We start from the raw sequence: 24,247 nt of genomic DNA on the forward strand, positions 1-24,247 counted from the left end.
TGAGCTAAATTCAACTTTTTAAGGAGCAGGGCATGCTATCGTTGGACGAGGTCAAAATCGGCATCGTCGGCCTAGGTTATGTGGGTCTGCCGCTGGCGGTGGAGTTCGGGCGCCGCTTTGACACCCTCGGTTTAGACATCAACCCCAAACGAATCGAGGAACTAAAACGCGGCTTTGACCGCTCGCGGGAGGTAGAGGCCGAAGAGCTCAAGCGCGCCGAGCGGCTTCAGCTCACCACGGAGCCTAAAGACTTAAGCCAGTGCAACGTGTTCGTGATCACCGTCCCTACCCCCATCGACCAACACAAGCGCCCAGACTTAAAACCTTTGACCTCCGCCAGCCGCACGGTGGGCAGGCTGCTCAAACCGGGCGATGTGGTGGTCTACGAATCCACCGTCTATCCCGGCGCCACCGAGGAAGTGTGCGTGCCGATCCTAGAGCAGGAATCGGGGTTAAAATTCAACCGCGACTTTTTTGCCGGCTACAGTCCCGAGCGCATCAACCCCGGCGACAAAATGCACCGGCTCACCACCGTCGTCAAAGTCACCTCGGGTTCGACCCCGGAAGTGGCCGAGTTCATCGATCGGCTCTACCGCAGCATCATCCCCGCCGGCACCCACCTGGCCCCCAGCATCAAGGTCGCCGAAGCCGCCAAGGTGATCGAGAACACCCAGCGCGACGTCAACATTGCGCTGATCAACGAACTGGCGGTGCTGTTTCACAAGCTCGGTTTGGATACCCTTGAAGTGCTGGCGGCCGCCGGCAGCAAGTGGAATTTTTTGCCGTTTCGGCCGGGTCTGGTGGGTGGCCACTGCATCGGCGTCGACCCTTACTATCTGACCCACAAGGCCCAAGAGATCGGCCACCACCCCGAGATCATCCTGGCCGGAAGGCGAATCAACGACGCCATGGGCGAATACGTGGTCGCGCGGGTGGTCAAGCTAATGAACCAGCGGCGCATCCACGTGTGTCAGGCCAAAGTCTTGATCTTAGGGATCACGTTCAAGGAAAACTGCCCCGACATACGCAACAGCCGGGTGACCGACATGATCCGCGAACTGGAAACTTATTCGGCCCAGGTCGAAGTGTACGACCCTTTGGCCTACCCCGACGAAGTCCAGGAGGAGCTTGGAATCGAGCTGCTCAAGGAACTTAGGCCGGGGCGCTACGATGCGATCATCGTCGCCACCGCCCACGACCTATTCCGGGAAATGGGGGCCGAGAAGATCCGGGCCTTGGGCAAACCCAACGCGGTTTTGTTCGACGTCAAAGGGATTTTGCCTAAAGATCAGGTAGACGGGCGCCTATGAAAATCCTGGTAACCGGCGCCGCCGGCTTCATCGGTTCGTTTCTGGCCCACAGATTACTCGACCGCGGCGACGAGGTGATTGGGCTCGACAACCTTAACCCCTACTACGACGTGCGCCTCAAACAAGCGCGCCTAGATCGGCTCAAAGCGCGCCCTGGATTTACCGAGATCCGCGCCAACCTCGAAGACCGCGAGACCGTCTTTGCAGCTTTTCGCACGTTTCGCCCGGCTCGCGTGGTGCATCTGGCCGCCCAGGCCGGGGTGCGCTACTCGCTGGAAAATCCGTTCAGCTACATCGACGCCAACCTCGTCGGGTTTGGCAATATCCTGGAAGCGTGCCGCCGCTTCGAGGTGGAACATCTGGTCTATGCCTCCTCCAGCTCGGTTTACGGGGCCAATACCCAAATGCCGTTCTCGGTCCACCACAACGTCGACCACCCTTTGAGCCTGTACGCGGCCACCAAAAAGGCCAACGAACTTTTGGCCCACACGTACAGCTATCTTTACCGTCTTCCCACCACCGGCCTTAGGTTTTTTACCGTCTACGGCCCCTGGGGGCGCCCGGATATGGCGCTGTTCAAGTTCACCCGCAACATCTTGGAAGGCAAGCCCATAGACGTTTACAACTTCGGCCGGCACAAGCGCGACTTCACCTACATCGACGACATCGTCGAAGGGGTGGTGCGGATTCTGGACCGACTTCCCGAACCCAACCCGAATTGGTCCGGAGATCATCCCGATCCCGGTAGCAGCCTAGCCCCCTACCGGATTTACAACATCGGCAGCCACCGTCCGGTGGAACTGCTGCGTTTCATCGAAGTCTTAGAAGACGCCTTGGGAATCCAGGCGCAAAAAAACTTCCTGCCCATGCAGCCGGGCGATGTTCCTGAAACCTTTGCCGACGTGAGCGACCTCGTCCAAGCGGTGGGCTACGCGCCCCGCACCCCCATCGAAGACGGCATTTCTCGCTTCGTGGCCTGGTACAAGGACTACTATGGCTACCGTTGACCCCCCCCCTTTGCTCGGCTTGGCCGCTTTCAGCGGGACCGGCAAAACCACCCTACTGGTCCAACTGATCCCTCTCCTCAGTCGGGAAGGGCTAAAAGTCGGGGTGATCAAACACGCCCACCACCGCTTTGACCTCGATCAGCCCGGCAAGGACAGCTACAGGTTGCGTCAGGCCGGCGCCAGTCCAGTGATGGTGGTGTCGAGTCGAAGGCGGGCGATTGTTTACGAATACCCCGAGCAAGCCGAGCTTCGCCTCGCCGAGCAACTGAGTTTCCTAGATACCCGCCACCTAGACCTCATCTTGGTGGAAGGCTTCAAACGCGAACCTATCCCCAAGATCGAACTTTACCGCCCGGCTTTGGGCAAACCCTTGCTCTTTCCCGAAGACCCCCACATCATCGCCGTGGCGAGCGATGTGAAACTTAGCTGTCCGCTGCCTTGGCTGGATCTTAACCAACCGCAGGCGATCTGCGATTTTATCGTGCATGACTTCCTCGCCCGTTGACCCTTGCCAGAGCGGTTTACTGAGCCTGGAAACGGCGCTCAGCCAGATCTTGGCGGCGATCTCCCCGCTTGCTTTCTGGGAGCAAGTCCCTCTCCAAGCCGCTTTAGGCCGCATTCTTGCTGAAACGGTCCAAGCCCCCAAAGCGCTGCCTACCTTTGCCAACGCGGCGGTGGACGGCTACGCGCTAAACGTGAGCGAGCCGCTGCCAGAATTCCTTCCCGTGGTCGGGGAAAGTTCCGCGGGCAAACCTTACCCAAGCCGCCTTAAGCCGGCTCAAGCCGTGCGCATCTTCACCGGCGCCGCGATCCCGGAAGGGACCACCGCCGTGATCATGCAGGAAGAGGTGGTGCGGGAGGCGCAAGCCATCCGCCTCAAACGCCTACCCCAACCCGGGGAAAACATCCGCGCGGCCGGGAGCGACGTGCGCTGCGGCGAGGTTTTGTTTGGCCGCGGCCATCGCCTCAGGGCGCAAGATCTAGGCTTGCTAGCGGCGCTTGGGATCTCGAGGGTGCGCGTGTTCCAGAAACCGCGCGTGGCCTATTTCTCCACCGGCGATGAACTGCGCGGTCTGGACGAGCCTTTGGGTTTGGGCCAGATCTACGACAGCAACCGCTACAGCCTGCACGGGCTGCTGGCGGAGTTCCCGGTCCTGGCCTGCGACCTCGGCGCCGTACCGGACGACCTGGCGGCGCTGACCGGCCTGCTCAAAGAGGCCGGGCAATACTGCGACCTCATTTTGAGTTCCGGCGGGGCCTCGGTGGGCGATAAGGACCTGCTGCGTCAGGCACTGGCCCAAGTCGGGCAGCTCCATTTATGGCGACTTGCGATCAAACCGGGCAAACCCTTGATCTTCGGCCGCGTGGGCCGGGCTTGGTATTTTGGCTTGCCAGGCAACCCCGTCTCGGTCCACGTGGGCTTTAGCCAAATCGTTCGCCCGGCGCTGTGGAAATTGGCCGGCGCCCCCGGCTTCAAGCCGCTTAGGTTGCAAGCGCTTTGCCAAAACGATCTGCCCAAGACCCCGGGGCGGCTGGAATTCATGCGCGGCCGGCTCGACCTGGAGCGCTCGGGGTCAGCGATCGTCACCGGCCTGGCAGGACAGGAAGCCCACCAACTGGCCACCCTCAGCCGGGCTAACTGCTTTATCGTGCTGCCTGCGCAAAGCACCGGGGTACGGGCCGGCGAATGGGTGGAGGTAGAGCCTTTCGCGGTGGATATTTTCCGTGACTGAGCGCGGTTTGTTTATTACCGGCACCGACACAGGGGTAGGTAAAACCTATATCGGCGCCGCTCTGGCGCGAGCGCTTCGGGCAAGTTCGGTCAAAGTATGGGTGCGCAAACCGGTGGAAACCGGCTGCACGCGCACAGCCTATGGCCTTCTGCCTCACGATGCTCAGTTCTTAAGCCGCGCCGCCGGCGACTTGGAGCCTCTAGAGACGGTCTGCCCCTACCGCTTCGAGGCCGCCGTCTCGCCAGAGCGCGCTTCCCGCCTCGCTGGCCAACCGCTCACTTTAGAGCAGCTAATCCACGCCTGCCAGCCGCCCGGGGAGGGCGTGATGCTGGTAGAGGGCGCCGGCGGATTCTATTCCCCGATCGCTCAGGCGGCTTTAAACGCCGATCTGGCCCAGGCGCTTGGGTTTCCGGTGCTGGTCGTGGCCGCCGACCGCTTGGGCGCCATCCATCAGGTGTTGACGACGTTGGAGGCGGTAACAAACCGTGGCCTAGACCCCGTTGGCGTGGTCCTCAACCCAATTGGCCGTTCTAGCTTGGCCCTAAACAACGCCGAGGATTTAAATCGCTTCACCCAGGTGCCGATCTATCCCGTTCCCTACCTGTCTGGGGAAGAAAAGCGGGTGCAGGCCCTGCAGCCTTTGCTAAAACGCCTCGGGTTTGCGCTCCCTAAGCAGTAGCTTGCGTACCGCTTCCTGCGGCGCGGCTTCCTCGTAGAGCAAAGCGTAAACTTGCTCGACGATGGGCATCTCGACCCCGAGCTTAGCGGCCAGTTGCCAAACCAACCGCGCGGTCAAAATGCCTTCGATCTCCTGGCCGATCTCGGCCTTAAGCTCCACCACCGTCCGTCCCTTGCCTAACCCCAACCCCAGCCGGCGGTTTCTGGATTGATCGTCGGTGGCGGTCAGGATCAGATCGCCGACCCCGGCCAAGCCCATGAACGTCTCGCGCCTTGCGCCCAGCGCTTCCCCCAACCGGATCATCTCCGCCAGGCCGCGGGTGATCAAAGCGGCGCGGGCGTTGGCGCCAAACCCCATGCCGTCGGAGACCCCGGCCGCGATGGCCAATACGTTTTTGACCGCTCCCCCAAGCTGCACTCCGACCAGATCGCTCGAGGTGTAAGCGCGGAAAAACTCGTTGTGCAGAAGCTCGGCTATCGCCGTGGCGAATTCGGCTTCGTGCGAGGCCACCGTGATCGCCGAAGGCAAGCCGAGCATGACCTCGCGCGCAAAGGTCGGTCCCGACAAAGCCGCCAGATGACAATTTGGCCCCAACACCTCAAGCGCTACCTCGTGCAACAGGCACCCGCCGTCTGGGTCCAGTCCCTTGGTGCCCCAGGCGATTTTGGGCCAAGGCGGCAGAAAAGGACGAAGGTTTCTCAAGCAGGCGGCGAAAGCGTGGCTGGGCACGGCAAGCAGGATTAGGTCCTTGCCGCTTATCGCCTGTCTGAGATCGTCTGCAAACTGGATGCGGGGAGAAAGCAAAAGCCCAGGCAGGTAACGCTCGTTGGTGCGCGTCTTGCGTAGCGCCCAAATCCGCTCGGGATCGATGTCCCACAGACTGACGTCAAAACCATTGCCGGCGATCAGATGAGCGAGCGCAGTCCCCCACGAACCTGCCCCCAACACGCTTACACCGGCAAAATCCATGTTCAGTTCGGTCGACTTTGGGTTTCCCCCGCCCGCTGCTGCAGCTTTTGGGCGTAGAGGGCTTCAAAATTGACCGGCGGCAGCAGCATGGGCATGAACCCCCCTTTGAGGGAGAGGTCCGAGACCACTTCGCGGACGTAAGGGAACAAGATGCTTGGGCAATAGATCCCAAGCAACGGCTCCAGTTCCTCCTGGCTGAATCCTTGAATGGCAAAAATTCCGGCTTGGGCGGCCTCGACCAGATACGCGGTCATCTCCTTGATCTTGACCGTGATCGTCACGGTCAGGACCACCTCATACAAGTGCTCTTGCAAGTTCTGGACTTGGCTGGCTAAGTTGAACTCGACCTGAGGTTCCCAGCGTTGGGTAAAAATATTGGGCGAATTGGGCGTCTCGAAAGACACGTCCTTCACGTAAAGCTTTTGGATCGCAAACTGCTTTTCCGCTTGGTCAGCCATATTAAGGTTCCTTTAAAGGTTTAAGTGGATTTGGATTTCGTGACCGGCAGGTTGGCTTCCTCCCACGCCGTCATGCCGTTCTTGAGCAAATAAACCTTTTCAAAACCCGCTTGAATCAGCCTCTTGCACGCCGCAGGCGCGCGGATCCCCGATTGGCAGGTCACGATAATTGGTTTAGATTTTAAATCCTCCAGTTCGCTCAAGCGTTTTTCTAACTCTTCCAGCGCAATCAATTTAGCGCCCACGATATGCCCCTTCGCCCACTCGTTCGGCTGGCGCACGTCCACCACCACCGCATCGTCTTGGTTGATTAGCATCACCGCCTCCATCGGGGTGATGACCTGGTACTTGCGCAGCAGGCCCTCTATCAGGTCGCGCAGCAACAACACGACCACGGCGGCAAACGCGAGAACCAAGTACAAATGGTTGCCTATAAATTCCAGCAAACGCTCCATAAGCCAAAAATCCTTATATGTTAGAGGTTAGTGGATGTCGTGATCGCAAAACACCGAGCGGATCATCTCGATCAAGTGTAAGGTGCGCTCGTCGTCGATACGGTAATAGACGCGATTGGCCCGCTTGTTGAAGGTCAAAATCCCTTTTGTGCGTAAGATCGCTAAGTGCTGGGAAACATTGCTCTGCGTCGTACCGACTTGGGCTAGGATTTCCTGCACGCTCGCCGGCCCCTTGCCCAAAACGCACAAAATCTTCAGCCGCAATGGATGCGACATCGCCTTCAAGCACCTAGCCGCATGGATGACGTCTGCGTCGTCGACGATCAACTGCCGTGCCATAGGTTTTTGCCGATTACCTTATAACTCGGGATAGCTATCCCGCCGCCTTTTAAGAGGCGTTATTATAATGCCTTTTTCCTGCGTTTGCCCTGCCTAACCTCCGCCTTAAGTCTACACGCAGGGAGGGGATTTCAAGGCGGGAAAATGATGTCATACTTATTGACGATTTGATCCTTCAAGGAAGCATCGATGCGTACCAGAAACTTGTTGCTGCTTGTCCTGGGCACTTTACTTGGGATTCTGATCGGTACCTGCGGGAGCGTCCTCGCAGAGCGCTCGGCATCAAAAACCGAGACGATCCCGTTTACCGAGCTGCGTTCGTTCACTGAGGTCTTCGAGCGCATTCAGGAAGACTACGTGGAGCCGGTTTCGGACAAATCGCTGCTGGAAAACGCCATCCGCGGTATGCTGTCTGGACTCGACCCCCATTCGGCCTACTTGACCGCGGATGAGCTCAAGGAATTACGCATCGGTACGACCGGCCAATTCGGCGGCTTAGGGATCGAGGTCGGGATGGAAAACGGCTTCATCAAGGTCATCGCCCCCATCGACGATACTCCCGCTCAGAAAGCCGGCATCAAACCCGGCGATTTGATCATCCGCCTGGACGAGAAGCCGGTCAAAGGGATGTCCTTAGAGGAAGCGGTCAAGATCATGCGCGGCCAGCCCGGCACGCAGATCACGCTCACCGTCGTCCGCGAAGGCCTCGATAAACCGCTCAAGATCACCCTTACCCGGGCCGTGATCAAAGTCAAAAGCGTCAAGCACCAAGTGCTCGAACCGGGCTATGGGTATCTGCGCATTACCAGCTTCCAGTCAGGCACCGGCGAGCAGCTGACCAAGGCGGTGGCCAAACTCAAGGAAGAAGGGCCGCTCAAAGGCGTCGTCTTAGACCTACGCAACAACCCCGGCGGGGTCTTAAACGCGGCCGTGGCGGTCAGCGACGCCTTCTTGGATCGCGGCCTGATCGTCTATACCGACGGTCGCATCGAGGAGTCGAAAATGAAGTTTGAAGCCACCCCCGGCGATATCTTGGAAGGCGTGCCGATGGCGGTACTGATCAACGCCGGTTCGGCCTCGGCCGCGGAGATCGTCGCCGGGGCATTGCAGGACCACAAACGCGCCATCCTCTTGGGGCAAAAAACCTTCGGCAAAGGCTCGGTTCAGACCATCCTTCCTTTGAGCAACGGCGGCGGCGTTAAGATAACCACGGCCCGTTACTATACCCCTTCTGGGCGCTCGATTCAGGCGGAAGGGATCGTTCCCGACATCACTTTAGGGACGGTGCGTCTGGAGAAGATCCGCGAAGCCGATGAGTTCAAGCCTTTGACCGAGGCGGATTTGTCCAGGCATCTGGAAAACGGCCAGAAAAAAACGCAGCCGGACAAGACCAAGGAAGAAGAAGCAGAGGGCCTATTGCAAGATTACTATCTGCACGAAGCCTTAAACGTGCTCAAGGCGATCAACATCGTCAAAGGCGCTTCGCTTTGACGAGCTTTTCAAGCGGCGCCAATCCATCGGGTTGGCGTCCGTCTTTGGCACCAAAAATTACGCTTTAGGCGGTTAAATTGCCTATCATATAAAGCCGTCAGTTTCTTCAACTATCGGGATTTTAAGGGAGGTCCTCTTGTTTAGGCTTATATTCGCTTTGCTGGTTTTATTGGGATTGCCGTCCATTGCTGCTGCCTCCGAAGGGGAAGTCCTAGGATTGGTGGCGACCGAACGGGGGGTTTACTGCCTTTTGATCTTCCTCATCGCCTACATCCTGGTGATGACCGAAGAATTCATCGAGCTGAAAAAATCCAAACCGGTCATCATTGCCGCCGTCATTATTTGGGCGGAAGTGGCCTATCTGGCCAGCACCAAGGGGGTTTCGGCGGAAGAGCTGCAGCAAGTGATCGCCGGCAACGTCAACGAGTACGGGCAGTTGATGCTGTTCTTGCTCGTCGCCATGACTTACATCAACGCCATGGCCGACCGCAACGTGTTCGAACGCCTACGCTCTTGGCTGATCAGCCGCAACTTCGGCTATCGCAAGCTGTTCTGGATCACCGGCATCATCGCCTTCTTCCTGTCGGCGGTCGCCGATAACCTGACCACCGCGCTCTTGATGGGCACCGTGGTCCTGGCGGTGGGCAAAGACAATCCGCGCTTTATCACCTTGGGACTCATCAACCTAGTGGTCGCGGCCAACGCCGGAGGGGCCTTTAGCCCATTCGGCGACATCACCACGCTGATGGTCTGGCAAGCGGAAAAAGCCAGTTTCTTTGAGTTTTTCGAGCTGTTCATTCCCTCGGTAGTCAATTTCTTGGTGCCGGCGGTGGCGATGCACTTTGCCATCCCCGACGAGCAGCCAGACCAAAGCGAAGACGGCTTGGTGCCGCTGAAAATCGGCGCTTATACCATCTGCGCCTTGTTCGCTTTGACCATCGCCCTGGCGGTGGGCTTAAAGCAATTCTTAAACCTGCCGCCGTTCATGGGCATGATGCTGGGCTGGGGAATCCTGGCGATTTATGGCTTCTGGCTCAAACACCAAGAACACGATCTTCCCCGCGACAAGCGATTCGACATCTTCGAGATGGTGCGCGACGCCGAATGGGACACCTTGATGTTTTTCTTCGGCGTGATCTTCTGCGTCGCAGGGCTGGCCTACATCGGCTATCTTAAAGTGACGGCCGAATGGCTGTACGGGGACGTGGGCGCTACTCTCGCCAACGTCCTAATCGGGATTTTGTCGGCGGTGGTCGACAATATCCCGGTGATGTTCGCGGTCATCGAGATGGATCCGAACATGCCGCTGTATCAATGGCTGCTGGTAACCTTGACCACCGGCGTGGGAGGGTCGATGCTGTCTATAGGCTCAGCGGCGGGCGTGGCGTTGATGGGCGTGTCCAAGGGCAAGTACACTTTCTTTTCCCACCTGCGCTGGACGCCGGCTATCGTCGCTGGGTATTTCTTGAGCATCCTCGTCCACATCTGGCTGAACGCCTAAAGACCTCACCCCTTGCCCGGCGGGCAAGGGGTCTAACCACCGCCGCAAGCGAATCAGCAACAGCAAGCCAGGCAAGGCCGCGGCGGCGCACAGCAGGAAAAATCCTACCCACCCCAGCTGCTGCGCCATCCATCCTGTGGGGGCGGCGACGATCACGCGTGGCACTCCCATCAGGCTGGAAAGCAAGGCGTATTGGCTGGCGGTAAAGCGCCTATCGGTCTGCGTGGCCATAAACGCGACAAACGCCGCCGTTCCCATCCCCGCCGCCAGGTTCTCGAAGCTGATCACCGCTGTCAGCCCCAAAAGATTTGGGCCAAGCCAAGCCAACCACGCAAATCCGGCAGTGGAGGCCGCTTGCAGGATTCCAAACAGCCACAGTGCGGCATAAATCCTCAAGCGCAGGATCAATACCCCGCCCACCAACCCGCCGGCTACCGTAGCCCAAAATCCGAACAGCTTGACCACCGCGCCGATTTCGGTCTTGCTAAAGCCCAGATCCAGATAAAACGGCGTGGTCATGTGGCTGGCCATGGTGTCGCCGAGCTTGTACAAAAGGATGAATGCAAGGATCAACACGGCGTCCTGGCGCCGGAAGAATTCCCACAACGGCGCCACCAGCGAAGACGAAGATAGGCTTTGACTCTCGCTTTCCTCAGCCCATAAGGTGACCAGAATCCCCGAAGCCATCAGCGCGCCGCTCAGCCAATAAACCATCGGGAAGCCGAGGAAATCGGCCAGGATCAACCCGCCTCCCGAGGTCAAGAGCATCCCTAGCCGATAGCCGTTGACGTAGAGGGAAGCGCCCAGCCCTTGCTCTAAATCCAAGAGGGATTCGCGCCGGTAGGCATCGATCAAAATGTCTTGGCTGGCAGACAAAAAGCTGACCCAGAGCGCGATCGGCGCCATCCAGACAGGATCTGTAGGCCGGGCAAAACCGAGGCCGACCAACCCAAGCGCCAGCATGAGCTGCACCCACAGCAGCCATCCCCGGCGCCGCCCCCCGGGCAAGGCAAAGCGATCAAATACTGGAGCCCAGAGGAATTTCCCGGTGTACGGCAGCCCCACCAAGGCAAACCAGCCGATGGTCGCCAAATCCACGCCTTCTTCGCGCATCCAGGCCTGCAGCACCGATCCGGTGAGCAAAAGCGGCAAACCGCTGTAAAAACCCATGGCAAACGCCACCGCCATGCGTCGGCTGATCAGCACCCGCCACCAGGAACGCTCAGAACGGATAGTCATAATCGATGATCAAAGGCGCGTGGTCGGAAAAACGCTGCGCGCGGTAAATTTCCACCCGCCTCACGCGATCTCGCAAAGAGGGCGAGAGGATCTGATAATCGATCCGCCAACCGACGTTTTTTTCCCACGCCCGCCCGCGGTTGGACCACCAGGTGTATTGGTCCGGCTCTTGATTGAGGACGCGAAACGCGTCCACCCACCCCTCTTGCCCCAGGAGCTTATCCATCCAGGCACGCTCTTCCGGTAAAAATCCGGAATGATTTTGATTAGCGCGCCAGTTTTTAAGGTCGATCGTTTTATGGGCGATGTTGAAGTCGCCGCAAAAGATATAATCCCGTCCGATTTGGCGGCAACGGCGCAGAAACGCAAAAAAATGCGCCAAGAATTCGAATTTGAAATTTTGCCGCTCTTCCCCCGAGGTTCCCGAAGGCACGTACACCGAAGCCACGCTCAAATTGGCAAATCGCCCCTCTAAATAGCGTCCTTCGCGGTCGGCCTCCGGCCAGCCAAAACCTTCGATCACTTCATCCGGCCGCTTGCGGGCATAAAGGGCCACGCCGCCGTAACCTTTTTTCTGCGCGTGGGCGTAATAACAATGATAGCCCTCGGGCCAGAACACGCCATCGCGCAAGTGCTCTGCCTGTGCCCTGATTTCTTGGAGGCAGACAAGATCGGCGTTCTGTGTGCTAAGCCAAGCAAAAAACCCCTTGCGCGCCGCCGACCGGATACCGTTTACGTTGAGCGTGATCACCCGCACGCGTTTTCCCGCCTGGTGGACAAAACCACTCCATCAACTATATTTAACACATATCGTACATCGGCATCGCACCCGATTCATGGCGACCGTAAGCGCAAACATCCCAAAGCTCAGCGGCCTGGCGCGCTGCCTGGTCGATGCCGGTCTGTTGACCGAACCGGAGGCGCTGCGCTATCAGGAACAGGCACACCAACAGCAAGTTTCCCTAACAACCTGGCTGACCGCCAACAAAATCCTCCCTAGCCTCACCATCGCCGCCGCCGCTTCGCGCCAGTTCGGCGTCCCTCTGTTCGACCTCGATGCCATGGATACGGCGCAGATGCCCGTCAAACTGGTGAGCGAGAAACTCATCCAAAAACACCGGATTCTGCCGCTGTATCAACGCGGCAATCGCCTGTTTTTGGCGGTCTCCGACCCCACCCACTTACAGGCCTTAGACGAAATCAAATTCCACACCGGCCTTGCGACAGAGATCATCCTGGTCGAGGAAAACAAGCTCGCCAAAGCCATCGACGCCGCCCTGGAAGCCGCCGACAGCAGCCTAAAAGAGCTTTTGGATGAGAACCTGGAGAACCTCAAACTGGAAAGCACCGAGGAGCAAGGCCTAGAAGTTACCGAATCGGAGGTGGAAGACGCCCCGATCGTGCGCTTCGTCAACAAGATTTTACTGGATTCGATCAAAAAAGGCGCTTCCGACATTCACTTCGAGCCTTACGAAGGCAGCTTTCGCATTCGGTTTCGGATCGATGGCCTCTTGCACGAGGTAACTTCCCCCCCTCCCAGCCTGGCCACGCGGATCATCTCCAGGATCAAAGTCATGTCCAAGATGGACATCGCCGAACGCCGCGTGCCCCAGGACGGCCGCATCAAGATGCGGCTGTCGCACAACAAGACCATCGATTTCCGCGTCAGCACCTGCCCCACGCTGTTTGGAGAAAAAGCGGTGCTGCGCCTGCTCGATCCGACCAGCGCCCAGATCGGCATCGACAAACTGGGATTTGAGCCGATCCAGAAAGAACGTTTTTTGACCGCGATCCACAAGCCTTACGGCATGATTTTGGTCACGGGGCCCACCGGCAGCGGCAAAACCGTCACCTTGTACACCGCGCTAAACCTCCTCAACACCCCGGACAAGAACATCTCCACCGCCGAGGACCCGGTCGAAATCACCGTTCCCGGCATCAACCAAGTCAACGTCAACCCCAAAGCCGGCCTGACCTTCGCCAGCGCTTTGCGCGCGTTCTTGCGCCAGGACCCCGACATCATCATGGTGGGGGAAATCCGCGATTTGGAGACCGCCGAGATCGCCGTCAAGGCCGCCCAAACCGGCCACCTGGTGCTTTCGACCCTGCACACCAACGACGCCCCGCAGACCCTGAATCGGCTCGCGCAGATGGGTATTGCCCCGTTCAACATCGCCTCGTCGGTGTTGTTGATCCTGGCCCAGCGCCTGGCGCGGCGCCTGTGCGAATACTGCAAGCGCCCCGCCCATTATCCCCCTGAGGTGCTGCTGAAAGCCGGTTTCCGCAGCGACGAACTCGCCGATTTGGAGCTTTTTACCGCCAATCCCGAAGGCTGCGAGCATTGCACCAAAGGCTACCGGGGCCGGGTGGGTATCTACCAAGTGATGCCCATCTCCGAGGCCATCAACCGGCTCATCCTCGAGGGAGGGTCGGCCGTGGCGATCGCCCAGCAGGCCAAGGCAGAAGGCGTCAGCGACCTGAGGGAATCGGGGCTGAACAAGGTCCGGCAGGGAATCACCAGCATCGAGGAAATCGACCGAGTCACGCAGGAATAAGCTATGGCAGTCAAAGCGAAAGAAAGCGAAGCGATCCTGTTTGTGTGGGAAGGCATAGACAAAAGCGGCAAGCGCGTCAAGGGCGAACAACCAGGACGCAGCGAGGCCCTGATCAAAGCGCAGCTGCGCCAGCAGGGGATCAAGCCGATCAAGGTCAGGAAAAAACCCAAACCCCTGTTTGGGGCGCGCGCCAAGAAAATCACCCCCAAAGACATCGCGGTGTTCAGCCGCCAGCTGGCCACCATGCTGACCGCCGGGGTGCCGCTGGTGCAGGCCTTCGAGATCGTCGGCCACGGCCACGAAAATCCCAGCATGCAGAAGCTGATCCTTGAAATCAAGGCAGACATCGAAGCCGGCGGCACCTTGACCGAAGCCCTGCGCAAGCATCCCTTGTACTTCGACGAGCTGTTCTGCAACCTGGTCCACGCCGGCGAACAGGCGGGGGTCCTGGAAACCCTGCTCGATAAGATCGCCACCTACAAGGAAAAAACCGAATCCCTCAAAGGCAAGGTAAAAAAGGCGCTGTTTTATCCCACCGCCGTAATCGTCGTGGCGTGCATCGTCACCGCCATCCTGTTGATCTTCGTGATCCCTCAGTTTGAAGAGCTGTTCAAAGGATTCGGCGCCGATCTGCCCGCTTTCACCCAACTGGTGATCGAACTGTCGCGCTTTATGCAGGCAAGCTGGTATTATCTGTTAGGCGCCCTGCTCGCTTTGGGTTATGTTTTCTTTTACTTCAAAAAGCGTTCTAAGGCTTTTAACCATTTCCTCGACCGGGTGTTCTTGAAGATTCCCATCCTCGGCCCGCAGATCCTGCACAAATCCGCGATCGCTCGTTTCGCTCGGACTTTGTCCACCATGTCCGCCGCCGGCGTTCCTCTGGTGGAAGCATTAAGCTCGGTCGCCGGGGCTTCCGGCAACGCGGTTTACGCCGAGGCCATCCTGGAAATGCGCGAGCAAGTCGCGACCGGCCAGCAGCTGCAACTGGCCATGCGCCAGACCGGGCTGTTCCCCCACATGGTGGTGCAGATGGTCGCCATCGGCGAGGAATCCGGCGCCATCGACAGCATGCTGGCTAAGGTGGCCGATTTTTACGAAGAAGAAGTGGACAACGCGGTGGACGCTTTGAGCAGCTTGATGGAGCCGATGATCATGGCGTTCCTCGGGGTCGTGGTCGGGGGCTTGGTGATCGCCATGTATCTGCCGATCTTCAAACTGGGGTCGGTGGTCTGATGGCGCCTTGGGAAAAGCTATTCCCAAACCCGGCGGTTTTTCTAAGCGCCGCTTTTATTCTCGGCCTGCTGGTGGGAAGCTTTCTCAACGTAGTTCTCTACCGCCTGCCGAAGATGCTGGAGCGAAGGTGGCGACGCGAGTGTCTGGAAATTTTGGGCCAGCCCCCGGAGCCGGAAAGGGAGCGCTTCGACCTCATCTATCCCCCTTCCACCTGCCCGCGCTGCGGCCGCCGCATCCGCGCCGTGGAGAACATCCCGATCCTCAGTTACCTGTGGCTTAAGGGGCGCTGTGCGGGCTGCAGCGCCCGCATCCCCGTACGCTATCCGCTGGTCGAGGGACTCACGGCGATTTTGTCGGCGCTTGTAGCCTTTAAGTTCGGCTTCTGCCTCAAGACCTTGTGGGCGCTCATTTTTACCTGGAATCTGATCGCTTTGAGCGGCATCGATTTGGACCACCAGCTTCTCCCCGACGCGCTTACCTTGCCCTTGCTTTGGCTGGGGCTGCTTTCAAGCCTGGCGGGGGGATTCACCGACCCGGCCTCGGCCATCCTAGGGGCGGCCTTGGGCTATGGCATCCTGTGGAGCGTGTATCAGCTGTTTCGGCTCCTTACCGGCAAAGAAGGCATGGGGTATGGGGATTTTAAGCTTTTGGCCGCCGCCGGCGCCTGGCTGGGATGGCAGATGCTGCCCTTGATCCTCCTCCTCGCCTCCCTTTTAGGGGCAACGATTGGGCTAAGTTTGACCCTGGTTCTAGGCCGCGACAAAAACACCCCGCTCCCCTTCGGCCCTTACCTTGCCCTGGCGGCTTGGATCGCTCTGCTGTGGGGCCAGGACTTAAACCGAATGTATTGGCAGCTGAGCGGAATTTAATGCGATGTTGAAAATCGGCCTGACCGGCGGGATCGGCAGCGGCAAAAGCACCGTCGCGCAGCTGTTCGAGCGTTTGGGAGTGCCGGTGATCGACGCCGACCGCATCGCACGAGAGCTGGTCGAGCCGGGCCGGCCGGCGCTTAAAGCGATCCAAGCCGCTTTTGGCAGCGAAGTCATAACCCCTGACGGCCGGTTGGACCGAGCCAAACTGCGCGCCAACGTCTTTGCCGACGCTTCCGCGAGAAAAACCCTGGAAGCCATTCTCCACCCGCCGATCTTCGCGGAAATGGAACGCCGAAGCCGCCGATGCGCTGCCCCTTACGGCCTTCTCGTCATCCCCTTGCTCATCGAAACGAAAGCCCAAGATCGGGTCGACCGGGTGCTGGTAGTGGATTGCCCAGAGGCGCTGCAGATCGAGCGGATCCGGCGCCGCGACCGTTTGCCTGAGGAGCTGATTTTGAACATTCTAGCCAGCCAGGCCTCGCGCGCGGAGCGCCTTGAAGCGGCCGACGAGGTGATCTGCAACACCGGGAATTTACGCGATCTGGAACGGCAAGTGGAGGAACTTCACCGTTTTTACTTGCGTCTTAGCGGGCATGCCCAACCTGATCCGACCGCCCCTTAGCCTCTACATCCACCTGCCCTGGTGCGTGCGCAAGTGCCCTTACTGCGACTTTAACTCGCACGCGCTGTCAGGAACGCTGCCCGAGCGCGAATACGTCGACGCTTTGCTTGCGGACCTGGCCCAAGACGTAAACGAGCTGAAAATAGAAAGCAAACTCCACAGCGTCTTCATCGGCGGCGGCACCCCGAGTCTGTTCTCCCCGGCGAGCCTAGAGCGGCTTTTGATCGGTATTCGCCGGCTTCTCCCTTGGGAGGAAGACGCCGAGATCACCTTGGAAGCCAATCCCGGCGCCGTAGAGAGCGGCAAGTTGCAAGAATTTCGCGCCTTAGGGATCAATCGCCTGTCGCTCGGAATCCAGTCGTTTCAGGACGCCAAGCTCAACGCCTTAGGGCGCATCCACACGGCCCGCGAGGCCCTAACCGCCATTGAGACCGCCAAGGCGGCGGGATTTTCTAATCTCAATCTGGATCTGATGTTCGGCCTGCCGCAGCAAACCCTAGCCGATGCGCTGGCAGACATACGTTCTGCCCTGGCGGCCGATCCCACCCACCTGTCCTGGTATCAGCTGACCCTGGAACCTGGCACTTGGTTTGCTAAGTACCCTCCGCCCCTGCCCGACGAAGACTCGATCTGGGCCATGGCGCGAGCAGGCCAGGAAGAACTGGCTAAGGCAGGGTTTAGCCGCTACGAAATCTCCGCCTACGCCAAGGCAGGATTTGCGTGCCGGCACAACCTCAATTATTGGCGGTTTGGCGATTACCTAGGGATCGGCGCCGGCGCTCACGGCAAATGGACCGACCCGGGCACAAATACGATTTGGCGCACGTGGAAAATTCGCCATCCTTACCATTACCTAGAAAAAGCCGCCACCCCGCTCCGTCTTGGCGGCAAAACCAAAGTACAAAACGCCGACAAGCCCTTAGAATTCTTGATGAACGCCCTGCGCCTCAAAGAAGGGTTTAGCCCAAGCCAATTCGAATCGCGCACGGGTTTGCCGTTTTCTACGCTTGCGCCGGTTCTAGACGAATGGATGGAAGAAGAATTTCTCGCCCAAAACCAAGATAGGATCGCGTGCACCCCTTTAGGCTGGGACTTCCTCGACACCTTACTCGAGCGCCTCGTCAGCGCAACCACCGAAACGGCTTTTTGATATCCTATAGCCACCCACGCGATCGAAGTCACCCCATGCACGCTTATCAACGCGAGTTCATCGAGTTTGCCATTGCCGCAGGCGCCTTGAATTTCGGGAGTTTCATCCTCAAATCCGGGCGCCCAAGCCCTTACTTTTTCAACGCCGGACGGTTCGACAGCGGCGCCAAACTGCTCAAGTTAGGGCAGTTCTACGCCGCCGCCTTGGAGCAAAGCGGGCTCGATTACGACTTGCTCTTTGGGCCAGCCTACAAAGGGATCCCCTTGGCCTGCGCCACCGCCATCGCCTTGGCTCGCGGCGGCAAGGACGTAGGCTATGCTTTCAACCGCAAAGAAGCCAAAGATCACGGCGAAGGCGGGCATCTTGTCGGCGCCCCGCTGCAAGGCCGGGTGGTGATCGTCGACGACGTGATCACCGCCGGCACCTCGATCCGCGAGGCGATGGACACCATTACCCAAGCCGGGGCCACACCTTGCGCGGTTCTGCTCGCCTTCGACCGCCAGGAGATCGGCCGCGACGGGCGCGCGGCGGTCTGGGAGATCCAACAGCGATACGCCGTTCCGGTTTTGGCCATCGTCACCTTGGCCGAAGTGCTCGCCTACCTTGAAGAAAGCGGCCGGTTTCGCGCCGAGCTTGACGCCATCTACCGCCATCGCGCCCAGTTTGGCGCTTGATTCCAGCCCCCCAAGAGCTATGCTCAAAAGGAGATGAAACGGCTGCCGATCCCGCTTCTGACCGGTCTCATTTTGGCCTCGCCTTCGCCCTGGGCAGGCGAGGGTTCCGCCAAGCTGTACCGGTGGGTAGATGAGCAAGGCAAGGTGCATTATTCCGATACCGTTCCAGCGGAAGCGGCCAAACACGAACGGGTGATCTACGACAAATCGCGGGCGCGCAAACTGGAAGTCGTGGCAAAACCCAAAACTCCCGAAGAGCTCGCGCGCGAAGCGCAGTTGGCCGAACTGCGCGAGGCGGAGAAGCGCCTGCTGGAGGAGCAGCTGGCCCGCGACCAGGCGCTGCTCCGCACTTACCGCAACGAAGAAGAACTGCAGCTGGCCTTCAACGGCCAGCTCGACACCATAACCACCCGAATCAAGGTGCTCACCGCCAACCTCAAGCGCCTGCAGGCGCAGTTGGATCGCAAGATCCAAGAGGCGGCGGCCAGCGAACGCCGGCAGGGCAAGGTTCCCCAAGCCTTGCCCGAAGCGATCGCCGCCATCCGCCAGCAGATCCAGCAGCTGCAGGCGAAAATCGACCGGGAGCTTAACGCCCAAGAGGAGCTCAAGCGCAAGTTCGCGCAGGATCTGGCGCGGTTTCGGAACCTCAAGGCCCGCCTTCAGGAAGGGGGGCAACAAACCGCCACCACCCGCCCCGACTCCCAAGCGGCGCGCGAGCAGGAGATCGTCCTAAGCGTGTTTCAGTGCCGGCGCAACGTCGATTGCGAGCAAGCCTGGCAATTGGCCAAGATGTACCTCCAGGCGCACGCCACCACCCCTTTGCTCATCGCCAGCGAGACCCTCCTCCACACCGACGATCCCCATCAAGACCAAGACATCGCGCTCACGGTGGCCCGGATTCAAGGCAAAGAGCAAGACACCCTGTTTCTCGACGTGCGCTGCAAGCTCTCAGGAATCGGTCAAGCACTGTGCCAAGGCGAGCGCGTGCGGGAGATCCGCGCCGGATTTGCCAACTTCATCCAGACCGGGCTAGCCCGCGCCCAGCAAGGTGCCGATGCCTTGGTCGGTGAATAACTCGAGCAGCACCGCGTGCTCGATGCGCCCGTCGATGATGTGGGCGCTTTTAACCCCCCCTTGGAGCGCATCCACCGCACAGCGCACCTTGGGGATCATCCCCCCGGAGATGGTCCCATCCGCGATCAGTCCCTCCACTTCCTGCAGCGACAGGCCGGTCAAAAGCTTGCCGTGGCGATCCAACACGCCCAAGGTATTGGTGAGCAAGATCAGTTTCTCCGCCTTGAGCACCTGCGCCAGCTTGCCGGCTACCAAATCGGCGTTGATGTTATAGGAAGCGCCGTCTTCTCCGACGCCGATGGGGGCGATGACCGGAATAAAATTCCCTTGGACCAGCATCTCGATCACGCCGGGGTCGATCCACTCCACCTCCCCCACGTGCCCTAGGTCGATGATCTCCGGCGCCTGGGCTTCCGGGGCGGCTTTGGTCAAAACGATCTTGCGCGCGCGGATCAAGCCGCCGTCCTTACCGGTAAGGCCGACCGCCCGGCCGCCGTGCTGGTTGAGAAGGCCGACGATCTCCTTGTTGACCAGCCCCCCGAGCACCATTTCCACCACGTCCATGGTCTCGCTGTCGGTCACCCGCATCCCGTCCACGAACCGGCTCGATTTCCCCAACCGCCCCAAGAGGCTTGAGATCTTCGGCCCACCGCCGTGAACCACCACCGGGTTGATCCCCACCAGTTTGAGCAAGACCACGTCGCGCGCGAAGCTGTGCTTTAAGGCCTCGTCCACCATCGCGTTGCCGCCGTATTTGATGACCAAAGTCTTGCCCTGAAAGCGGCGGATATAAGGCAGCGCCTCGATCAAGACGTGGGCGATACGCCCGGCGAAATCGTTCAGTTTCTCCATTTTTTATTCTCCAACAGCAAACGGTAGTTCTTGGGGCAGCTCCAAAACCTCAAACCACTCTCTAAACCGCGCCTGAATCCGGGCCAGCGCCGCAGGGGAATCGGCCTCGAAGCGAAACACCAGCGCCGAGACCGTATGGGAGGGACGCACCAGCCCCCAGCCCTCGGCGAAATCCACCCGCACCCCATCGAGCGTTTGGACCTTGGCGTCGTGGAAAAACTTATCCGCCGAGGCGGCAAGCAGATGCGCGATCTGCTCGGCTTGGTCTTCGGGCAAAGCAAGCCGCAGCTGCGGGGTCGAGAGCACCTTTGGCAAACCAGAAAATATCTCCGCAGACGCGATGGGTTCCAACGCCAACACCTCCAGCAACCGGGCCGCGCCGTAAATCGCATCGGCCACCCCCAACCAGCGTTCCTGAAACAGCAGCTGGCCACCGCCTCCGCCTCCCAGCACCGCCCCGACTTCGGCCATTTTGGCCCAGAGGGAGCGGTCGCCGGAAGGCGCCAGCACCGGCCTGCCCCCATGCTGAATGATGTAGCCAGCCAGTTGGCGACCGCATTCGACGTCGAACACGATGTCCCCGCCCGGCTGCCGGGACAACACGTCGGCCGCGAGCAGCATCAACACCTGGTCAGGCGGGACCCAATTCCCCGCCGAATCGACCACCGCCAGGCGAGCGCCGTCGCCATCGAAGGCTAGGCCAAGCTCCGCTTCCGGATCCTTTTGCACCTTGGCGCGCAGGCGCTCGAGGGCGCCGGGGGCCAAGGGGTCCAGCACGCCGCGGGTGTGGGATTCCTCCACCGTGCACCCCAAAGCGCGCAGCAGCGCCGGCGCCACCTGCCCCGCCACCCCGCCGCCGCAGTCCACGATCACCTTCAGAGGGCGCGCGAGCTGCACGTCGTCGAGCACGGCGGCGATGTAATCGGCCACCAAATCCCAACTCTCCAGCATCCCCAAGCCGGCGGCGAGGTCGCCCGCCTCAAGGCGCTGCCGCAGGCGCTTTAATTCTTCCCCTCCCCAAGGTCGCTGGGCCAGCACGACTTTCAGCCCGGTGTATGGCGGCGGATGGTGGCTTCCGCTCACCATGACCCCGCTGCGCACTGGCAGGCAATGCACGGCAAAATCCACAAGAGGGGCTGGCACTTTGCCCAGGTCGATGACGTCGCGCCCGCTGGCGCGCAACCCTTCAATCAAAGCGCGGGCGACTTCCCCGCTCGCGGGGCGCGCGTCGCACCCGACCGCCACGCGTTGCTCCCCCAACGCGCCCGCTTCGCTGCCGAGCGCCCGCCCCAACTCGTACGCAACGGCCGGAGTCAAAGACTCGGCCAGGCCAAAGATCGCCTCGCTTCGAAAGAGCGAGGCCGGCACCGCAACTGCAGTCCTTCCCTGATCCTGCGAGCGCCCCTTTTGCTCAGAAGGCAAAGCCTCCGGCGGTTTAGGAGCGATTTCTTGCGGCGGCGGAGTTTGCCTAGTTCTGGCGGCGCGTTGCGCCTCGAGCAGGCGCTCGAGCAAAGGTTTTAGCTCGTGCAAGCTCAAGGCGTAATTTCCGCGCACGGTGCCGGCGAGCAGATCGTTGACCAACCCGCCCAAAGCGGCGCAGTCCTGCGCGATCGCCTGCGCGCACTTGCGCCAGATGAGCCCAAGCAGCCCGAAAGTTCCCAAAAGTGCCATTCCCAAAAGCGCCAGGTTGCCCCCCAGCACCGTCCAATCCGGGGGCGAGGTCCAAAATTTAAGCTGCCAGAGTGTGTTTGGAATCGGAACGATACCGCTGGGGGGCTGGCTTTGGAACTTAGGATCCCCCCGATAGGCCAGTTGCAAATTGCCCTGCCACAACGCGACCGCACCGCGAGAAGGCGTAGGCACGAGCGCCTGCAGCCAATCCACGCGAATCCCGACCAAGATCACCCCAAGCACGCGATTTTCCTGCCGAATCGCCCGCGCCACCGCCAGGTGCGCCTCAGGCGAGCCAAAACCGTGCACCGCCGGGGGCGGGTCGCCGCTTTCGGCCTGACGCACCAGGTCCAAGTCGGCAAATCCCAGCTCGGGTCGATCCGCCGCCTTCGGCAAAAGATGGACCTTGACCGCTGCGGGCACGATCTCGGCCAAGCGCTGCGCTTCCCGATCCGCTTCCCCCTGGCTTAGCGCCGCCCAAAGGCGGGGGTCTTTGCCCAAGCCCTCGACCCAAACCGTCAAATCCCTAACCCGGCCTTGAATCTGTCCGGCGCTGGCCTGCACCCAATCGGCCAAGGCTTGGGTTTGCATCGCCCGCGCCTGCCGCCAAGCCAAAAAACCACCGCCCGCGACCACGAAAACCAGCGTCGCCGCCATTCCCGCTCCTAAGAGCATCAACCACCGCTTTAGGCTCATTGGCTTTCAGTCCAAACCGGTATGGCCAAACCCGCCTGCCCCGCGCGCGCTCGGTTCAAATTCGGCGACCAGTTCGAATTCGGCCCGGACCACCGGCACCAGCACCAGCTGCGCGATCCGCTCACCGACGCCGATCGTGAACGGCTCGCGGCCGCGGTTCCAGCACGAGACCAGGATCTCTCCCTGATAGTCGGAATCGATTAATCCTACCAGATTGCCGAGCACGATCCCGTGTTTGTGCCCAAGCCCCGAGCGCGGCAGCACCACCGCCGCCAGGCTGGGATCTTGGATGTGGATGGCGATCCCGGTGGGAATCAGGGCAGTTTCCCCCGGCGGCAAGGTCAAGGGCGCCATCAAACACGCGCGCAAGTCCAAACCCGCCGCCCCTTGGGTGGCGTAGCCAGGCAGAGGGATTTCCTTGCCCAAGCGCTCATCGAGAATCTTTAGCTGAATTTTTTGCCGCATACCGCTCCGCGATCAAAGCCACCAATTGCCTTGCCAGCGTCAGCTTGGAAGCCAGAGGCAGGCGGCGCGCGCCCCCCGGCCACAGCACCCACAGGCAGTTTTCATCGACCTCAAACCCAACGCCTTTGCCTACCTTGTTGGCAGCGATCATGTCCAGCCCTTTGCGTTCCAACTTCGCCCGCGCGTGTTCCTCAAGCCGCTCGGTTTCGGCGGCAAATCCCACCGTAAACGGACGCTTTGGGCGCCTTGCCACCTCCGCCAGGATGTCCTGGGTTTTGACCAACTCCAGATGCAGCCACTCGGTCTCCTTTTTGATCTTATGCGGCTGAACGACGGCTGGGGTGTAATCGGCCACCGCCGCCGCGGCGATGAAAATCGCTGTGTTTTCTACCCTAGCCATCACCGCCTCGTACATCTCCTTGGCGCTTTCCACCCGCACCAGTTCGGCCACCGGCGGCGGCGCCAACGCCGTCGGGCCGCTCACCAGCACCACCTGTGCCCCTGCCTCCGCCGCCGCCTGGGCGAGAGCATAGCCCATCTTGCCGGAGCTGCGGTTGCTTAAGAATCGCACCGGGTCGATCGCCTCGCGCGTCGGACCGGCGGTGATCAGCACCCTCTTGCCGTTCAGCGGTCCAGGACGCAGCCACGCGCGGATGCGCTCGCAAAGTTCGGCCGCCTCCAGCATCCGACCCGGACCGGTCTCGCCGCAAGCCTGCGCGCCTGTCGCCGGCCCCCAGACCTGAACCCCGCGTTTCTTAAGCACGGCGAGGTTCTCTTGGGTCGCCGGATGCCGCCACATGCGCCGGTTCATCGCCGGCGCCACCGCAATCGGCGCCTCGGTGGCCAGACACAGCGTCGAAAGCAGGTCGTCGGCCAACCCTGCCCTAAGTTTAGCCAGAAAGTCGGCGCTCGCCGGGGCGATCACCACCCGCTCGGCCCAGCGCGCCAGCTCGATGTGTCCCATGGCAGCTTCCGCGGTCTGGTCCCACAGCCGCGTCCGCACCGGCCTTCCCGACAAGGCTTGCAGCGTCCAAGGGGTAACAAAGCGGGTCGCCGCTTTTGTCATCACCACCTGCACCTCGGCGCCCATAGCCCGCAGCCGGCGGACCAATTCGGCCGCCTTGTAGGCAGCGATGCCGCCGGTGACGCCCAACAAAATCCGCGGTCGCGCCGGATGGACTTGCATATAGACTATAGTTAAA

23 protein-coding genes and 1 pseudogene are annotated in these 24,247 nt (G+C 60.3%); 14 read left to right on the forward strand and 10 right to left on the reverse strand.

Translation table 11 applies throughout. From position 1 onward, the window contains the following. The first annotated feature begins 32 nt into the window (after positions 1-32). From tviB to bioD, 5 genes are read left to right on the forward strand one after another with little or no spacing between them, the layout of a single operon-like run. A complete protein-coding gene (gene tviB, locus ACYQ3M_RS00555) occupies positions 33-1,310 on the forward strand; it encodes a Vi polysaccharide biosynthesis UDP-N-acetylglucosamine C-6 dehydrogenase TviB (RefSeq protein WP_460034096.1) in 1,278 nt (425 codons plus the stop codon). Next, a complete protein-coding gene (locus ACYQ3M_RS00560) occupies positions 1,307-2,317 on the forward strand; it encodes an NAD-dependent epimerase (protein WP_460034097.1) in 1,011 nt (336 codons plus the stop codon). Before tviB ends, ACYQ3M_RS00560 begins: the two co-directional genes overlap by 4 nt. Then, positions 2,304-2,822, forward strand: coding sequence for a molybdopterin-guanine dinucleotide biosynthesis protein B (gene mobB / locus ACYQ3M_RS00565; RefSeq protein ID WP_460034098.1), 519 nt, complete (start codon positions 2,304-2,306; stop codon positions 2,820-2,822). The genes ACYQ3M_RS00560 and mobB overlap by 14 nt, the downstream gene beginning before the upstream one ends. After that, positions 2,803-4,050: a molybdopterin molybdotransferase MoeA gene (gene moeA / locus ACYQ3M_RS00570; RefSeq protein ID WP_460034099.1), complete on the forward strand. Its 1,248-nt coding sequence runs from the start codon at positions 2,803-2,805 to the stop codon at positions 4,048-4,050. Before mobB ends, moeA begins: the two co-directional genes overlap by 20 nt. Next, positions 4,043-4,729 (forward strand): dethiobiotin synthase, encoded by a 687-nt coding sequence (gene bioD / locus ACYQ3M_RS00575; RefSeq protein ID WP_460034100.1) that lies wholly within the window; start codon positions 4,043-4,045, stop codon positions 4,727-4,729. The genes moeA and bioD overlap by 8 nt, the downstream gene beginning before the upstream one ends. Here the strand turns inward: bioD and ACYQ3M_RS00580 are convergent. From ACYQ3M_RS00580 to ACYQ3M_RS00595, 4 genes are read right to left on the reverse strand one after another with little or no spacing between them, the layout of a single operon-like run. Beyond that, the gene (locus ACYQ3M_RS00580) at positions 4,694-5,698 is read right to left on the reverse strand and encodes an NAD(P)H-dependent glycerol-3-phosphate dehydrogenase (RefSeq protein WP_460034101.1); all 1,005 of its coding nucleotides are present in this window, start codon (positions 5,696-5,698) and stop codon (positions 4,694-4,696) included. The genes bioD and ACYQ3M_RS00580 overlap by 36 nt on opposite strands. A gap of 2 nt (positions 5,699-5,700) precedes the next feature. Beyond that, positions 5,701-6,156, reverse strand: coding sequence for a protein-export chaperone SecB (secB, locus tag ACYQ3M_RS00585; protein ID WP_460034102.1), 456 nt, complete (start codon positions 6,154-6,156; stop codon positions 5,701-5,703). Between the two features lie 20 nt (positions 6,157-6,176). Further along, complete coding sequence (locus ACYQ3M_RS00590) at positions 6,177-6,611, reverse strand: rhodanese-like domain-containing protein (RefSeq protein WP_460034103.1); 435 nt, start codon at positions 6,609-6,611, stop codon at positions 6,177-6,179. 27 nt (positions 6,612-6,638) lie between these two features. Then, positions 6,639-6,950 carry an ArsR/SmtB family transcription factor gene (locus ACYQ3M_RS00595; protein WP_460034104.1) on the reverse strand — a complete coding sequence of 104 codons (312 nt, stop codon included), beginning with the start codon at positions 6,948-6,950 and terminating at the stop codon, positions 6,639-6,641. Between the two features lie 189 nt (positions 6,951-7,139). On the opposite strand from ACYQ3M_RS00595, the gene ACYQ3M_RS00600 reads away from it, so the two are divergent. Together ACYQ3M_RS00600 and nhaD are read left to right on the forward strand one after the other, a co-directional pair. After that, complete coding sequence (locus tag ACYQ3M_RS00600) at positions 7,140-8,441, forward strand: S41 family peptidase (RefSeq protein ID WP_460034105.1); 1,302 nt, start codon at positions 7,140-7,142, stop codon at positions 8,439-8,441. Between the two features lie 136 nt (positions 8,442-8,577). Continuing rightward, complete coding sequence (gene nhaD, locus ACYQ3M_RS00605) at positions 8,578-9,942, forward strand: sodium:proton antiporter NhaD (protein WP_460034106.1); 1,365 nt, start codon at positions 8,578-8,580, stop codon at positions 9,940-9,942. 63 nt (positions 9,943-10,005) lie between these two features. On the opposite strand, the pseudogene ACYQ3M_RS00610 reads toward nhaD, so the two are convergent. Next, a pseudogene (locus ACYQ3M_RS00610) lies at positions 10,006-11,181 on the reverse strand (AmpG family muropeptide MFS transporter); the annotation flags it as partial. Continuing rightward, on the reverse strand, positions 11,165-11,938 hold the full coding sequence (locus ACYQ3M_RS00615; RefSeq protein WP_460034107.1) for an exodeoxyribonuclease III: 774 nt from the start codon (positions 11,936-11,938) through the stop codon (positions 11,165-11,167). The gene ACYQ3M_RS00615 and the pseudogene ACYQ3M_RS00610, both read right to left, overlap by 17 nt. 79 nt (positions 11,939-12,017) lie before the next feature. On the opposite strand from ACYQ3M_RS00615, the gene pilB reads away from it, so the two are divergent. From pilB to ACYQ3M_RS00650, 7 genes are read left to right on the forward strand one after another with little or no spacing between them, the layout of a single operon-like run. After that, positions 12,018-13,736, forward strand: a complete 1,719-nt coding sequence (gene pilB / locus ACYQ3M_RS00620; RefSeq protein ID WP_460034108.1) for a type IV-A pilus assembly ATPase PilB — start codon at positions 12,018-12,020, stop codon at positions 13,734-13,736. A gap of 3 nt (positions 13,737-13,739) precedes the next feature. After that, the gene (locus ACYQ3M_RS00625) at positions 13,740-14,969 is read left to right on the forward strand and encodes a type II secretion system F family protein (protein ID WP_460034109.1); all 1,230 of its coding nucleotides are present in this window, start codon (positions 13,740-13,742) and stop codon (positions 14,967-14,969) included. After that, positions 14,969-15,838, forward strand: coding sequence for a prepilin peptidase (locus ACYQ3M_RS00630; protein WP_460034110.1), 870 nt, complete (start codon positions 14,969-14,971; stop codon positions 15,836-15,838). Before ACYQ3M_RS00625 ends, ACYQ3M_RS00630 begins: the two co-directional genes overlap by 1 nt. 4 nt (positions 15,839-15,842) lie before the next feature. Then, positions 15,843-16,463, forward strand: a complete 621-nt coding sequence (gene coaE / locus ACYQ3M_RS00635) for a dephospho-CoA kinase (protein ID WP_460034111.1) — start codon at positions 15,843-15,845, stop codon at positions 16,461-16,463. Further along, positions 16,435-17,613: a radical SAM family heme chaperone HemW gene (gene hemW, locus ACYQ3M_RS00640; RefSeq protein ID WP_460034112.1), complete on the forward strand. Its 1,179-nt coding sequence runs from the start codon at positions 16,435-16,437 to the stop codon at positions 17,611-17,613. Before coaE ends, hemW begins: the two co-directional genes overlap by 29 nt. A 35-nt stretch (positions 17,614-17,648) precedes the next feature. Beyond that, positions 17,649-18,287 carry an orotate phosphoribosyltransferase gene (pyrE, locus tag ACYQ3M_RS00645; RefSeq protein ID WP_460034113.1) on the forward strand — a complete coding sequence of 213 codons (639 nt, stop codon included), beginning with the start codon at positions 17,649-17,651 and terminating at the stop codon, positions 18,285-18,287. Between the two features lie 33 nt (positions 18,288-18,320). Next, positions 18,321-19,361, forward strand: a complete 1,041-nt coding sequence (locus ACYQ3M_RS00650) for a DUF4124 domain-containing protein (protein ID WP_460034114.1) — start codon at positions 18,321-18,323, stop codon at positions 19,359-19,361. Here ACYQ3M_RS00650 and argB read toward each other — a convergent pair. Genes argB through coaBC form a run of 4 tightly spaced genes read right to left on the reverse strand, consistent with a single transcriptional unit; the run spans position 19,317 to position 24,231 of the window. Continuing rightward, on the reverse strand, positions 19,317-20,213 hold the full coding sequence (gene argB, locus ACYQ3M_RS00655) for an acetylglutamate kinase (protein WP_460034115.1): 897 nt from the start codon (positions 20,211-20,213) through the stop codon (positions 19,317-19,319). The genes ACYQ3M_RS00650 and argB overlap by 45 nt on opposite strands. 3 nt (positions 20,214-20,216) lie before the next feature. Then, complete coding sequence (locus tag ACYQ3M_RS00660; protein WP_460034116.1) at positions 20,217-22,541, reverse strand: phosphomannomutase/phosphoglucomutase; 2,325 nt, start codon at positions 22,539-22,541, stop codon at positions 20,217-20,219. A gap of 45 nt (positions 22,542-22,586) precedes the next feature. After that, positions 22,587-23,045, reverse strand: coding sequence for a dUTP diphosphatase (dut, locus tag ACYQ3M_RS00665; protein WP_460034117.1), 459 nt, complete (start codon positions 23,043-23,045; stop codon positions 22,587-22,589). Next, entirely contained in the window at positions 23,011-24,231 is a 1,221-nt protein-coding gene (coaBC, locus tag ACYQ3M_RS00670; RefSeq protein ID WP_460034118.1) for a bifunctional phosphopantothenoylcysteine decarboxylase/phosphopantothenate--cysteine ligase CoaBC, read from the reverse strand. Before coaBC ends, dut begins: the two co-directional genes overlap by 35 nt. Between the last annotated feature and the right edge of the window lie 16 nt (positions 24,232-24,247).

The organism is Methylothermus subterraneus (genome assembly GCF_054656915.1).

What these genes read in the sequence shown, in the direction of transcription:
- tviB (WP_460034096.1), top strand. Translation starts at nt 33, where the DNA reads ATGCTATCGTTGGACGAGGTCAAAATCGGCATCGTCGGCCTAGGTTAT.
- ACYQ3M_RS00560 (WP_460034097.1), top strand. Translation starts at nt 1,307, where the DNA reads ATGAAAATCCTGGTAACCGGCGCCGCCGGCTTCATCGGTTCGTTTCTG.
- mobB (WP_460034098.1), top strand. Translation starts at nt 2,304, where the DNA reads ATGGCTACCGTTGACCCCCCCCCTTTGCTCGGCTTGGCCGCTTTCAGC.
- moeA (WP_460034099.1), top strand. Translation starts at nt 2,803, where the DNA reads ATGACTTCCTCGCCCGTTGACCCTTGCCAGAGCGGTTTACTGAGCCTG.
- ACYQ3M_RS00580 (WP_460034101.1), bottom strand. Translation starts at nt 5,698, where the DNA reads ATGGATTTTGCCGGTGTAAGCGTGTTGGGGGCAGGTTCGTGGGGGACT.
- secB (WP_460034102.1), bottom strand. Translation starts at nt 6,156, where the DNA reads ATGGCTGACCAAGCGGAAAAGCAGTTTGCGATCCAAAAGCTTTACGTG.
- ACYQ3M_RS00590 (WP_460034103.1), bottom strand. Translation starts at nt 6,611, where the DNA reads ATGGAGCGTTTGCTGGAATTTATAGGCAACCATTTGTACTTGGTTCTC.
- ACYQ3M_RS00595 (WP_460034104.1), bottom strand. Translation starts at nt 6,950, where the DNA reads ATGGCACGGCAGTTGATCGTCGACGACGCAGACGTCATCCATGCGGCT.
- ACYQ3M_RS00600 (WP_460034105.1), top strand. Translation starts at nt 7,140, where the DNA reads ATGCGTACCAGAAACTTGTTGCTGCTTGTCCTGGGCACTTTACTTGGG.
- pilB (WP_460034108.1), top strand. Translation starts at nt 12,018, where the DNA reads ATGGCGACCGTAAGCGCAAACATCCCAAAGCTCAGCGGCCTGGCGCGC.
- ACYQ3M_RS00625 (WP_460034109.1), top strand. Translation starts at nt 13,740, where the DNA reads ATGGCAGTCAAAGCGAAAGAAAGCGAAGCGATCCTGTTTGTGTGGGAA.
- ACYQ3M_RS00630 (WP_460034110.1), top strand. Translation starts at nt 14,969, where the DNA reads ATGGCGCCTTGGGAAAAGCTATTCCCAAACCCGGCGGTTTTTCTAAGC.
- coaE (WP_460034111.1), top strand. Translation starts at nt 15,843, where the DNA reads ATGTTGAAAATCGGCCTGACCGGCGGGATCGGCAGCGGCAAAAGCACC.
- hemW (WP_460034112.1), top strand. Translation starts at nt 16,435, where the DNA reads ATGCCCAACCTGATCCGACCGCCCCTTAGCCTCTACATCCACCTGCCC.
- pyrE (WP_460034113.1), top strand. Translation starts at nt 17,649, where the DNA reads ATGCACGCTTATCAACGCGAGTTCATCGAGTTTGCCATTGCCGCAGGC.
- ACYQ3M_RS00650 (WP_460034114.1), top strand. Translation starts at nt 18,321, where the DNA reads ATGAAACGGCTGCCGATCCCGCTTCTGACCGGTCTCATTTTGGCCTCG.
- argB (WP_460034115.1), bottom strand. Translation starts at nt 20,213, where the DNA reads ATGGAGAAACTGAACGATTTCGCCGGGCGTATCGCCCACGTCTTGATC.
- ACYQ3M_RS00660 (WP_460034116.1), bottom strand. Translation starts at nt 22,541, where the DNA reads ATGGCGGCGACGCTGGTTTTCGTGGTCGCGGGCGGTGGTTTTTTGGCT.
- dut (WP_460034117.1), bottom strand. Translation starts at nt 23,045, where the DNA reads ATGCGGCAAAAAATTCAGCTAAAGATTCTCGATGAGCGCTTGGGCAAG.
- coaBC (WP_460034118.1), bottom strand. Translation starts at nt 24,231, where the DNA reads ATGCAAGTCCATCCGGCGCGACCGCGGATTTTGTTGGGCGTCACCGGC.